11 protein-coding genes are annotated in these 12,447 nt (G+C 63.5%); 5 read left to right on the top strand and 6 right to left on the bottom strand.

The window, feature by feature from the left end:
- Nucleotides 1-14: 14 nt before the first annotated feature.
- From WNZ15_RS14940 to secA, 5 genes are all read right to left on the bottom strand, one after another.
- Nucleotides 15-1,229 carry an adenylate/guanylate cyclase domain-containing protein gene (locus tag WNZ15_RS14940; RefSeq protein WP_342893781.1) on the bottom strand — a complete coding sequence of 405 codons (1,215 nt, stop codon included), beginning with the start codon at nt 1,227-1,229 and terminating at the stop codon, nt 15-17.
- 55 nt (nt 1,230-1,284) lie between these two features.
- A complete protein-coding gene (locus tag WNZ15_RS14945; RefSeq protein ID WP_342893782.1) occupies nt 1,285-2,790 on the bottom strand; it encodes a glycosyltransferase family 39 protein in 1,506 nt (501 codons plus the stop codon).
- A gap of 17 nt (nt 2,791-2,807) precedes the next feature.
- Nucleotides 2,808-3,239: a GtrA family protein gene (locus tag WNZ15_RS14950; protein ID WP_342893783.1), complete on the bottom strand. Its 432-nt coding sequence runs from the start codon at nt 3,237-3,239 to the stop codon at nt 2,808-2,810.
- Nucleotides 3,229-4,278 (bottom strand): glycosyltransferase family 2 protein, encoded by a 1,050-nt coding sequence (locus WNZ15_RS14955; RefSeq protein ID WP_342893784.1) that lies wholly within the window; start codon nt 4,276-4,278, stop codon nt 3,229-3,231. The genes WNZ15_RS14950 and WNZ15_RS14955 overlap by 11 nt, the downstream gene beginning before the upstream one ends.
- Before the next feature lie 103 nt (nt 4,279-4,381).
- Nucleotides 4,382-7,150, bottom strand: coding sequence for a preprotein translocase subunit SecA (secA, locus tag WNZ15_RS14960; RefSeq protein WP_342893785.1), 2,769 nt, complete (start codon nt 7,148-7,150; stop codon nt 4,382-4,384).
- Between the two features lie 268 nt (nt 7,151-7,418).
- Here secA and WNZ15_RS14965 point away from each other — a divergent pair, with 268 nt between their 5' ends.
- The 4 genes from WNZ15_RS14965 to WNZ15_RS14980 all read left to right on the top strand — a co-directional run bounded on the left by WNZ15_RS14965 (nt 7,419) and on the right by WNZ15_RS14980 (nt 10,436).
- On the top strand, nt 7,419-8,306 hold the full coding sequence (locus tag WNZ15_RS14965) for a peptidylprolyl isomerase (RefSeq protein ID WP_342893786.1): 888 nt from the start codon (nt 7,419-7,421) through the stop codon (nt 8,304-8,306).
- A 154-nt stretch (nt 8,307-8,460) separates the two neighbouring features.
- The gene (gene argJ / locus WNZ15_RS14970) at nt 8,461-9,702 is read left to right on the top strand and encodes a bifunctional glutamate N-acetyltransferase/amino-acid acetyltransferase ArgJ (protein WP_342893787.1); all 1,242 of its coding nucleotides are present in this window, start codon (nt 8,461-8,463) and stop codon (nt 9,700-9,702) included.
- 83 nt (nt 9,703-9,785) lie between these two features.
- A complete protein-coding gene (mutT, locus tag WNZ15_RS14975) occupies nt 9,786-10,187 on the top strand; it encodes an 8-oxo-dGTP diphosphatase MutT (protein ID WP_342893788.1) in 402 nt (133 codons plus the stop codon).
- Nucleotides 10,188-10,211: 24 nt separating this feature from the next.
- On the top strand, nt 10,212-10,436 hold the full coding sequence (locus tag WNZ15_RS14980) for a Flp family type IVb pilin (RefSeq protein WP_342893789.1): 225 nt from the start codon (nt 10,212-10,214) through the stop codon (nt 10,434-10,436).
- A gap of 114 nt (nt 10,437-10,550) precedes the next feature.
- Here the strand turns inward: WNZ15_RS14980 and WNZ15_RS14985 are convergent, their stop codons facing one another.
- The gene (locus WNZ15_RS14985; RefSeq protein ID WP_342893790.1) at nt 10,551-11,444 is read right to left on the bottom strand and encodes a methyltransferase domain-containing protein; all 894 of its coding nucleotides are present in this window, start codon (nt 11,442-11,444) and stop codon (nt 10,551-10,553) included.
- A 194-nt stretch (nt 11,445-11,638) separates the two neighbouring features.
- Between WNZ15_RS14985 and WNZ15_RS14990 the strand changes: the two genes are divergently transcribed.
- Nucleotides 11,639-12,394: a ComF family protein gene (locus WNZ15_RS14990; RefSeq protein ID WP_342893791.1), complete on the top strand. Its 756-nt coding sequence runs from the start codon at nt 11,639-11,641 to the stop codon at nt 12,392-12,394.
- Nucleotides 12,395-12,447 lie beyond the last annotated feature (53 nt).

Raw genomic sequence — 12,447 nt, forward strand, 5'->3', positions numbered from 1 at the left:
TGAAATGAGGGGCTTCAGGATCTATCGGGACGGGGTGCCCCGTCCAGGGAAAAAAGCGGCTGCGGGTCCGTGAAGCCGCTGAGTTCGAAGGAGCCGACCGGTCTGGATCTGGCGGCGGCCAGCCGGGCGACATCCTCCGTCATGAGGACATCGGTTCCGACGGACTTGGTGAGGCTTTCGATGCGGGCGGCGGCATGGACCGTCTGGCCGATCACGGAAAAGGTCAGCCTGCTGGCAACGCCGATATTGCCGAACATCACCGAACCGACCGAGAGGGCGATGCCGGCTTTCAGGGGATGGGCCAGCGACGGATCGCTGTTGAGGGCCCGCAGCCGACTGCGGGTCTCATCCGCCGCCGAAAGGGCCTGACTGACGGCCTGGTCAAGGCCCTGCCGGCCGATCGGGAACACGCCCAGGACGGCATCGCCGATGAAGTCGAGCACTTCGCCGCCTTTGTCCAGGATGGCGCCGGCGGTTGCCTCGAAATAGGTGTTCAGAAATGTCAGATAGGCGTCGGGTCCGAGAAACTCGGCGATGGCCGTCGAATTGCGCATGTCGCTGTAATAGATCACCGCGTCGATGGTCTCTCCGTCCCCGTGCCGGATCTGACCGCTGAGAACCTTGTTGCCGGCGATCGTGCCCAGATAGGTCTCGGCGATGGTCTTGCTGATCTGTCCTTCAATGGTCGCGCGGGCGGCGAGGGCAAGCCGTTTTTGAATGTACCGGATCGCCGTCAGGGCCTCGTCGGAAAATCCGTTGTCGTCGCGTGTCGACCAACTGACGACAATGCCGGTGGAAGTGAACTCGCTCGGGATGGCCGGGATTTCGAAAGCGGTCGGTATGACCAGATAATCCGTGTAGCCCGAGGCGGAGAGATTTTCGAGCAGCGGAAATTCCTGCGGAGCATTGGCGCCGGCCAGCCGCCGGCGCAGCATCGGTTCCCCGCTGATCAGGGCCGCGCGCACAGGGCTTTGCAGCCAGTCCTCGGTGTCCTCGTCGGAATGTGGGATCCTTTCGTACTGGACGGCGTTGCCGCTCTCCCAGAACGCAATTTCGGCCTCGATCAGGGGGTGCAGTGTCGACCAGGCGAGCATGGCCCTGTCGACCGGTACGTTGCACCGGCGCAAACGTTCGCACATTTCGCCGAACATCGCCGCCATGTCCGGTGCGCCGAGGGCCTGGCCGATCAGCCAGTCTTCGATGCCGTCAATTTCCGCCATACTGATCATGGCGCAAAGGTAGAGATCTTTGACCCCGGTTTCCACCCGTGGCAGCGGCCTGGAGTCATTTCACAGGCGGCAGGGTGACCTTGCCCGGTGGAACGACGATCCAGTTGACGATGGCCTCTGGCAGATCCGCCGGAGTGCTGTAGCGGAACGACCTGGAGCCGTCGCGCGTGGCGCCCGGATAAAGTGCGCTCATGTCGCTCTCCGGCGTCTCCCGGTCTCCCCGCCAGACAATCATCAGGCCCTTGTCCTGGACGTCTTGCGGGTCGATCCAGGGGCTCAGCATCAGATTGTGCCGGTAGAACATGGACGGCCGCCCGGGGGCGAACAGGGTCACGTTGGCTGCGGACCACATATCGCCTGCGACATAGGCAAGCTCCGTCCCGGTTTCCGTTTTCCAGATGTGGGCCAGATCCGCGGCGATGGCCTTGCCCGGATAGTGGAGCCGTGTCTGTTTCTGCTTCCAGTGGGGCTCCAGCAGTGCCTGACCGAGAAGCACGCCCAGAAAGATCGCCTGGATCGCGATTGCCGCCGCCATCGCCCTGCGGGGAAAAGCCCATATCGCCGGCACGGCAAGATATCTGACGGTCAAAATTCCCGACAGCACGAACATCGGCGTGCCCCACATGTGTTCGAACTCGCCGCCGGTGAGCGCGGAGGCGAACAGGACCACCGCCAGCGGCACGAAGGCGAACCAGAGCAGGAAACGGTTCTGAAGCGGCGCAAGCCGGGTGACGGACTGTTTTCTGGACGAGCAGAAACGACTCAGGGTCGTCCAGCCGAGCCCCGCGAGAACGACCAGAAACAGACCGGCATGGTTGCCGATCTGCGCGCCCAGGAAATTCACCGGATTGACCGCGTGGTCGAGCAGCGATTGCGCGGCCTTGCTGCGGCTGGCCGCATAGTGCAGCGTCAGGAAATCCGTCTCGATCAGCCACAGGACATGCGGCACCGTCAGACCGGCACAGACCAGCGCGCAGACCCAGGGTCCGGCGGTGAACACAATGCGCCGCGCATCGGCGAATACCAGCGTGTAAAGGCCGATGGTGCCGATCAGCAGCAGGACGAAATACTTCGTGTAGAGCCCGAAGGCAGCGAGCGCGCCGAGCAGGATCCAGTCGCTCAGGCGGCCCTTTTCCAGAGCCCTGTGAAAAAGCAGCATCATGCCGGCCCAGACCGGAACCTGCAGGATGTTGGGATTGAATTCGGGCATCGGCAGGGTGAAGTAGAACGTGACACTGGTCAGCACGACCGCCCAGAACGCCTGCCGGTCCGACAGCCCGAGGCGCCTGGCGAGCCGCCAGACCAGGAGGTAGCCGGCGGCGGCGCAAAAAGCGCTCAGCCAGTAGCCGCCGAACGTGCCGCCGCCGGTCAGGCGGTAGGTGAGTTCCAGCAGCCAGGCCTGCATCGGTGGGTGTTTGGTGTATCCGAGCTGGAGTTCCCGGCCCCATGCGAAGCCCTCGACAACGTCGAGTGGCGGTGTCGGAAAGGTCAGGCTGGGCACAAGTGCGAAGAGGAGGCAGACCAGTCCGCAATACCAGATTGCCGCGCGTGCCGGGGTCATTTCGGGTCTCGCCAGGGTCAGGTTTCGGCCGGCCGGTGGGAAAAGGCCCACAACCGCGCACCGAGGAAGGAAAGGGCCGGGACGATCGCGATCGAGACCAGCAGACCCACAAGGTCCGGCCAGGGTGTCAGTTCGAGCCAGAGGGCCAGCACGAAGGAATTGAGTGCAAAGCCCGCCACGGCGATGACCAGGAAGCGGGTCATGCTTTTCAGCGCCGTGCCGTCCTGGCGCAGGTGTGAGAAGCTCCAGAAATAGTGACCGCTGAACGAGACGGAAAAGGCGGTCAGAAACCCGCAGATGTTCGCCGGAAAGGCTGTCAGCATCCCGGATTGCAGCAACCCCGCCGCGACAAGGGCATGGGTCAGGGTGGCCAGGGCGCCGACAATCGCGAATTTGCCGACGGCCGCCGTTTCCGTCTTCAGGGTCTGGCGCCGGGCGTTACCTGGCATTACCGGCCCGGCCCGTTCCGGCGCCTGTTTCCGGCTCTGCTGCAGCGGATGGACCGCTTTCGATCACGTCCTGCAGGATATAGACCGGCCTCTGCTTGGCTTCGTTGAAGAGGCGCGCGATGTATTCGCCGATCATGCCGATCGACAACAGCTGAACGCCGGAGAAAAACAGCAGCGCCACCATCAGTGACGCATAGCCGGGCACATCGACACCCGAAAGGAAGACGCTCAGGATCAGGTAGAGCGCATAGGCAAAGGCACCGAGCGAAATCAGGGCGCCGCCGTAGAACCAGACCCGCAGGGGCAGCGTGGTGAAACCGGTCAGGCCATCCAGTGCGAAGTTCCAGAGCTTCCAGTAGTTGAACTTGCCCGTGCCGGCCTTGCGCGGCGGACGTTCATAGGGCAGTGCCATGGCCGGAAAGCCGACCCAGGCGAACAGGCCCTTCATGAACCGGTTGCGTTCCGGCAGGCGCAGCAACGCGTCGATGACGTCCCGGTCGATCAGACGGAAATCGCCGGCATTGGCGGGCATGTCGATATGGGCGAGCCGGTTGAACAACCGGTAGAACATGCCTGCGGTCGAGCGCTTCATGAGTGTATCGGAGGTGCGGTCCACCCGAAGTCCGTAGACCACATCGTAGCCCGCGCGCCACCCGTCCAGCATCTGCGGGATCAGGTCCGGCGGGTCCTGCAGGTCGACGTCGATGATGACGGCAATATCGCCCCTGACCGCTTCCAGCCCGGCGGAAAGAGCGGCCTCCTTGCCGAAGTTGCGCGACAGTCCCAGAAGGCGGCCCGGAAGTCCCGCGGCCAGTTCCCGGGTCAGGATATCCGCTGTCCGGTCCCGGCTGCCGTCGTCGATGAACACGTATTCGTAGGCCAGTCCGGTCTGCTCCAGCACTGGCCGGGTCGCGGCGAGGAAATGGTCGATGACCTCCTCCTCGTTGAAGACCGGCACGATGATGCTCAGCAGGGGCGCGGCGGGACGCGCGGCTTCCCGGCGGGAGATGTAGACGCTCGAGGCGGCGGGTGCGTTCATGTGTGGCTCAGCTCGTTTCAGTGGGCGCAACCTGCCGTAAAAAAATGAAAAAGGCCAGCCCGATGACAGGACTGGCCTTTCATGTCGCAATGCTGTCCGGCGGTCAGACGAGAGCGCCGTGGCAGTGCTTGTATTTCTTGCCCGAGCCGCAGGGGCAGGCTTCGTTCCGGCCGACCTTGCCCCACGTAGCAGGATTTTCCGGATCACGCTGGCCGGAACGGCCGACCTGGCTGTCGGCAAGTGCCATCTCGTCTTCCCCGGTGAGCGGGTTGATGTGATGGGCGTGCATTTCCGGCTCTTCCGGCATCTGCGGGGGCTGTTCGGTGACCAGTTCGACGCGCAGCAACTGGGCGGTGGTCATCTGGCGGAGCTGCGCCAGCATGGATTCGAACAGGGTGAAGGCTTCCGTCTTGTATTCCTGCAGCGGGTCGCGCTGGGCATAACCGCGGAAGCCGACCACCGAGCGCAGGTGATCGAGGTTGGCCAGATGCTCGCGCCACAGATTGTCGAGGGTCTGCAGCAGGACCGCCTTTTCCACCTGACGCATGATGTCCGGCGAGTATTTGGCGACTTTCTGCGCCATCGCCTCGTCCGCGGTCTTGAGCAGGCGATCCTTGACCTCTTCGTCGGCGATGCCTTCTTCCGCGGCCCAGTCCTTGATGGGCAGGTCGAGGTTCAGGTATTTGCGAACCTCTTCCTGCAGGCCCTCCGTGTCCCACTGCTCCGGATAGGCCCGTTCGGGGATGTGACTGCTGACAAGGCCTTCGATCACATCGTGGCGCATGTCGGAAACCGCGTCCTGGATGGCGTCGCTGTCCATCAGTTCGATGCGCTGATCGAAGACCACCTTGCGCTGGTCGTTCATGACATCGTCGAACTTCAGAAGGTTCTTGCGGATGTCGAAATTGCGCGCCTCGACCTTCTGTTGCGCCTTCTCCAGCGCCTTGTTGATCCAGGGGTGGATGATCGCTTCACCTTCCTCCAGACCGAGCTTCTGCAGCATGGAGTCCATGCGTTCGGAGCCGAAGATGCGCATCAGGTCGTCCTGGAGCGACAGGAAGAACTTGGAGTGGCCCGGATCGCCCTGACGGCCGGAGCGGCCGCGCAGCTGGTTGTCTATCCGCCGGCTTTCGTGACGCTCGGTGCCGATGACGTAGAGACCGCCTGCCTCAAGCGCCTTCTGCTTGAGGTTCTGGACCTCGGCCCGGATCGCGGTTTCCCTGGCATCCCGATCGGGGCCCGCCGGCATGTCGCCGAGCTCCATTTCGATCTGCATGTCGGCATTGCCGCCAAGCTGGATGTCGGTACCGCGACCGGCCATGTTGGTTGCGATGGTGACCGCGCCAGGCAGACCCGCCTGGGCCACGATGAAGGCTTCCTGCTCGTGATAGCGGGCATTCAGCACCGCGAAAACCTTGGACTTGCCGTCCTCTTTCTTTTGAGCCGCGGCAAAGGCGGCCGGATCGGACAGGTCGATCTGCTTGTAGCCGTGGGTCTTGAGAAGCTCAGCCAGCATCTCGGACTTTTCGATCGATGTCGTGCCGACCAGGATCGGCTGGCCGCGCTGCTTGCAGTCGTCGATCAGCAAGGCGATCGCGTTGAACTTTTCCTGAACGGTCCGGTAGACCTCGTCGTCGTCGTCGATCCGGCTGACGGTGACATTGGTCGGGATCTCGACGACCTCGAGCTTGTAGATGTCGGCGAATTCGTCGGCTTCTGTCGAGGCCGTGCCGGTCATGCCGGCCAGCTTGCCGTACATGCGGAAGTAGTTCTGGAACGTGATCGAGGCGAGCGTCTGGTTTTCCGGCTGGATCCGGACCTTCTCGCGGGCTTCGAGCGCCTGGTGCAGGCCCTCCGAGAAGCGCCGGCCAGGCATCATGCGGCCGGTGAACTCGTCGATGATGACGACTTCGTCATTGCGGACGATATAGTCCTTGTCGCGCTGGAACAGCTTGTGCGCCTTCAGGGCCTGCTGCAGGTGATGCACGATGGAGACGTTCTCGACGTCATAGAGCGACTCGCCCTTCAGCAGTTCAGCCTCGCCGAGCAGCTTCTCGAGCTTCTCGTTGCCGGCTTCGGTGAAGGCCGCGGAGCGCTGCTTTTCGTCGAGTTCGAAATCCTCGTCGGTCAGATGCGGAATGAATGCATCGACCGTGTTGTAGAATTCCGAACGGTCCTCGAGGGGACCGGAAATGATCAGCGGGGTCCGGGCCTCGTCGACCAGGATCGAGTCGACCTCATCCACGATGGCGTAGGCATGATCCCGCTGAACCATCGATTCGCGGTCATGCTTCATGTTGTCACGCAGGTAGTCGAAGCCGAATTCGTTGTTGGTGCCGTAGGTCACGTCGGCGGCATAGGCCGCGCGCCGTTCCTCGTCGGACAGGCCGTGGGTGATGCAGCCGACCGAAAGGCCGAGGAACTTGTAGACCTGGCCCATCCATTCGCTGTCGCGCTGGGCCAGATAGTCGTTCACGGTGACCACGTGGACGCCCTTGCCGGTCAGTGCATTGAGATAGACCGGCGCCGTGGCGACAAGCGTCTTGCCCTCACCGGTGCGCATTTCGGCGATCTGGCCCGAATTCAGCACCATGCCGCCGATCAGCTGAACATCGTAGTGGCGCTGTCCGAGTGCGCGCCTGGCGGCCTCGCGCACCGTGGCAAAGGCCGGCACGAGGAGGTCATCCGGTTTCGCGCCATTTTTCAGTTGCTCGCGGAATTCCACCGTGCGGGCCCTGAGGGCATCATCCGACAGAGCCTGAAGGTCCGGCTCCAATTCGTTGATCTGATCGACCGTTGCTCGAAATGCCTTTACCTTCCGGTCGTTAGCCGAACCGAAAATCTTACGTGCTAATGCGCCAAGGCCAGCCATGTGGCGGTCCTTCCCTAAGGGGCGGCGCCGAACGGCAATCCGGCGCCTGCCCATGAAATCGTCTCAATTGCTGTCCACGTTGCCACCGAACGCAATGCGCTGGCCGGCAAACGCGGCCGAAAAGATGCCATCCCGGCCCGCAAGCCAGAACGCCCGAGAGATAAGAGGGGGCTGTATGCTTGTCAACGCCGCAGGAATGCGCAATGTAGCCACGCCCTCCCTGATCGAGGGAAGAAAGATTACTGTTCCTAAAGGTAAAGGACTTCTCATGTTCCGAATTTCGATGCGCGGGCCGGCCCGGGCGCTTGCCGTTTCCTTTCTGGCCCTGTCGCTCGGATCCGTCTCGCTGTCCGCCGCCGAACCCGGCGACGTGGTCGCAAAGGTCGGCGACGCGGAGATCACGGAAGCAGACATTGCTTTTGCCGCCAAGGATCTTGGTCAGGAATTGCAGCGGTTTCCGCCGGCCCAGTGGCGCAAGATTCTTCTCGACGTCATGGTCGACATGGAACTGATGGCCCAGGCTGCGCGTGCGGAGGGCCTCGACAAGGATCCTGACTTCCAGAAGCAGGTGGACTTCCTGGAGCTGCGCAGCCTGCGCAATGCCTACCTGGCCCAGAAAATCAACGGCGATGTGTCCGATGACGACCTGAAAGCGGCTTACGACAAGCAGTTCGCGGATTACGAAGGTCCGGAAGAACTGAATGCCCGGCACATCCTGGTCAAGGAAAAGGCCGAGGCCGAAGAGATCATCAAGGCGCTTGACGGCGGCGCGGACTTCGCCGAGCTGGCCCGGGAAAAGTCAACGGGACCGACGGGCCCCAACGGCGGCAGCCTCGGCTACTTCGCCAAGGGGCAGATGGTGCCGGCCTTCGAGGAAGCCGCGTTGGCCCTGGATACGGGCAGCTACACCAGCACGCCCGTGGAGACCCAGTTCGGCTGGCATGTCATCAAGCTCGAAGACAAGCGCCGCCAGGAAAAACCGGCTCTGGAAGCCGTTGCCGACGGACTGCGCCAGCAGCTGATGCGGGAACGCTACGATGTCCAGCTGGCTGAACTCAAGGACCGGTTCACCATCGAGATCCTGGATGAAAACCTCGACCAGCCGCAGCAGGAAGCCCCGGCTGAAGCCCCGGCGGACGACGCGAAGAGCGAATAAACGCGCGCAAGCACGTGCGATCGCGACCCGGCAGCCCCCGGCTGCCGGGTTTTTTCATCCGGTGACCAGGAACGGTGCCTGGTTGAAAAGGCTTGCGCTTGTCCCGCGCTTGTGGCTAGGGACTTAACCTGACCTATTGACCTGGATTGCTTCGATGTCGACCACCGTTTCGCCCCTTGCCCCCAAATCCTATCCCGAGATGCCGGAGATCCGGGGTGTGCAGTTTGCCACCGCTGCTGCGGGCATAAAATACAAGGGCCGGACCGATGTCCTTCTGGCAACGGTCGCGGAAGGGACGGCGATTGCCGGTGTCTTCACGCGTTCGAAATGTTCTTCCGCGCCGGTGGACTGGTGCAAGGACCGCACGGGTGGCGGCAAGGCGCGGGCCCTGCTGGTCAATTCCGGCAACGCCAACGCGTTCACCGGCAAGAAGGGCAAGGCCGCCGTCGAGCTGTCCGCGCAAATCGTGTCGACGGCGCTGGACTGTTCCGAAGCGGAGATCTTTCTCGCCTCGACCGGCGTGATCGGCGAACCGCTTGCCGCGGAAAAATTCAGCAGTGTGGTCGATGATCTGAAAGCCGGTCAGGGCAGCGCCGGCTGGCTGGATGCCGCCAGGGCGATCATGACCACGGACACCTATCCGAAAGTCGCCACCGCCAGCGCCGAGATCGACGGTGTCGGTGTGACCATAAACGGCATTGCCAAGGGCGCCGGAATGATCGCGCCGGACATGGCCACAATGCTGTCCTTCATCTTCACCGATGCACCGGTCGCCGCAGACGTGCTGCAGGCGCTGCTGAGTGGCGAGGTGGATGGCAGTTTCAACGCGGTGACGGTCGACAGCGACACATCCACATCCGACACGGTTCTCCTGTTCGCCACAGGAGCTGCCGCCGCAGACGGCATTGAACCGGTGACCGCCCTGGACGATCCGCGCGTGGCCGTGCTGCGCGCCGCGCTGGGCGACGTGATGATCGATCTGGCCCACCAGATTGTCCGGGACGGCGAAGGCGCCCGCAAATTCGTCGAAATCCGCGTGGAGGGCGCCGAAAGCGATCCGTCTGCGAAGAAGATTGCCCTGTCGGTCGCCAATTCGCCGCTGGTCAAGACAGCGATTGCCGGTGAGGATGCCAACTGGGGCCGTGTGGTGATGGCGGTCGGCAAGGCCGGCGAACCGGCGGACCGGGACCGGCTGGCGATCTGGTTCGGCGACGTACGGGTGGCGGTCGAGGGCGAGCGGGATGCCGCCTACAGCGAGGACGCCGCGTCCGCGGTCATGAAGGAAGAGGACATCGTCATCCGCATCGATCTGGGTCTTGGAACGGGCCAGGCGTCGGTGTGGACCTGCGACCTCACCAAGGAATACGTGGCCATCAACGGCGACTACAGAAGCTGACAGGCCTTCGCGAATTTCACGATATATCGTGAAGCGTGGTTAAGGCCGCGTTGCACCGGCGCCTCAAATTCGGACTACTTCCCATGACCAAGATTGTGCTTGTCGCCGCCTGCGCCCTTGTCGATACCGATGGCCGTATCCTGTTGGCCCAGAGGCCGGAAGGCAAATCCATGGCGGGTTTGTGGGAGTTTCCGGGCGGCAAGATCGAAGCGGGCGAGCGCCCCGAAGAGACTTTGATCCGCGAACTCGACGAGGAACTGGGCATCGAGGTTAACGAGGCGTGTCTGGCGCCGCTGACCTTCGCCAGCCACTCTTACGAGGATTTTCACCTGCTTATGCCATTGTTCATCTGCCGAAGATGGACTGGAATGCCACAGGGCCGCGAGAACCAGGCCCTGAAGTGGGTGCGGGCAGCCCGGCTGAGGGACTATGCGATGCCGGCTGCCGACGAACCGCTCATTCCCCATCTGATGGAAGCGGTTTGACGGCGCGCGCATGCCGGGCAGGGAGTGATTGAATTGAAAAACGGGTCGATCGATTTCGAACCAGCCAGACGCCTTGCCGTCCGCTTCCTTCGCGACGAACGCGGCGCCACGGCTCTGGAATACGGCATGATCGTCGGGTTTATCAGTATCGTCGTGATCGGCGCCCTGGGGATCATCGGCGAGACCATGAGAGACGATATTTTCGGTGCCGTTGTCTCTGCCCTGAGCGTCGGCGCAGGAAGCGACTGACACCGCCTCCCAGTGGCGCAAGCTCTGAAAATGCAGCGTATTTCCTGAAATTGCGCGCCTTGATGGCGCACACGCCTCCTCACATCATTTCATGCTCGCCCGGGAAACCGGGACCTAGTCCGGAATTTTTGTTTCCCGGACTCCGAGTGCGTCGGCCAGCCGGGTCTTGGCGGATCCGGGGCGCAAGGGCTTTTGCTGGCTGTCGTGAGGCGCCCATCCCGACAGGGTCACAAGCGAGAAGGTGGCGCGGATACGGCCATCCGGATCGGCGTGGTTGGCGGCGTAAAGCTCGGCGGCGCGCATGAGGACAGCGCGCGGCAGTGGCGTGCGGCTGCGGTCCTTCAGGATGCTGGTCGCGCCCATCGACCTGAGATCGGTCATCAGTGCGAACATCGTATCGTAGCGCACCGTGAAGGTATCGACATCCGTCACGGGCAGGGCAAAGCCGGCCCTCTGCAACAGGCTGCCGAGATCGCGCGTGTCGGCGAATGGAAGGACCCGGGCCGCGGCCCCGCCCCGGATGTCCAGCTCGGCGCGGGTCAGACTGTCGCGCAGTTCCGAAAGCGTGCCGGCGCCCGGCAATGTCGCCAGAAACAGGCCGTCGGGAACCAGGGCGCGCCGGATCTGAACCAGACTGCCCGGCAAGTCGTTGACAAATTGCAGGTTGAGCGCCGAAACGATCAGATCGAGCGACCTGTCGCGGAACGGCAGCAGGGCGTCATCGCAGACCAGGCCGGGCGGCGAGAGGCCGGGGTCGGCGGCGAAGAGATCTGCCCTCAGGACGGTTTCGGCCTTGCCGGTGTCGCGGATTGCCCTCGCAATGCGGCCGGTATGGCCGCCCAGATCCACAGCGGTCTGAAAGCGCCGGTTGACCAGGAGGAGACGGTCGTGAAGATCCTCGGCGACAGCCTGAAGGAGAAAGTCGGCTCCCGCTTTTGCGCCCCTGAGGGCGCGCAGGCGGCGGCTCACGAGAAGGTCGCGGTCAAATAGATCAGGCTGTGCGCTCACGGGTCACCCGGCGGTTCGATACCATGGCGGTCACATATGGTATCCGGCCGCCGGCGTCAAAGGACGTGTCGCCGCGCGGACGCCCCGGCACAGGGGCGATCCCGGAATTTCACGGGCGTGTGGTAGGGTCCCGGTGAGGATCGGTCTGAACGCGGGAGGTGGTGTTGCAGTCCGTCGGCCGGAGACTTCTGGAAATGCGCGCAATCGTGCCGGGCGCCGCGCTGGACTTCATCCTGCCGCGGCGGTGCCCCTGCTGCGACGCGCGGGTCGCCTGTGAACAGGGGCTGTGTGCGGACTGCTGGCGGGAGATGCCGTTTCTGGAACGGCCCTGGTGCCACAGGCTCGGCAAGCCCTTTGCCTATGACGTGGGCGAAGGCGCGTGGAGCCCGCAGGCCATTGCCGCGCCGCCCCTGTTCGACCGGTTGCGGTCGGTCGCCTTTTATGACGGGCCGGCCCGGCAATTGGTCCTGTCGCTGAAGTTCTCCCGGCGCCGCGAACTTGCCCGGCCCATGGCCCGCTGGATGGTGCGGTCCGGCGGGGAACTCCTGGACAGGAACAGCCTGCTTGTCCCGGTTCCCCTGCATTGGTCGCGGCTGCTGTCGCGGCGTTTCAACCAGGCTGCGGACCTGGCAAGGGAGATTGCCCGCGAGGGCGGCGGCCGCTTCGAACCGCGGTTGCTCAGGCGGCACAAGCGCACCCGCCAGCAGGTCGGACTGACCGCAAAGGATCGTCAACGCAATGTTCGGTCGGCCTTCACCCTCGACAGCAGCCGGGCCGATGGGGTCGCCGGTCGGCCCGTGGTCCTGATCGACGATGTGCTGACCACCGGTTCCACGGTGGCGGCCTGCACCAGAGCGCTGCTTGGCGCCGGCGCCGTGTCGGTCGACGTGCTCACCTTTGCGCTTGTGGACCCGGCCAGCCGCACGGGCGCGGGGTCTGATTTTCAGTAAGGTGTCTGCAAACTCTTGAGTTTGCGCCGGACGCACGCATATAAGGCCGGTTT

Origin of the sequence: Roseibium sp. AS2 (assembly GCF_038900065.1) — a bacterium.
Taxonomy (GTDB): domain Bacteria; phylum Pseudomonadota; class Alphaproteobacteria; order Rhizobiales; family Stappiaceae; genus Roseibium.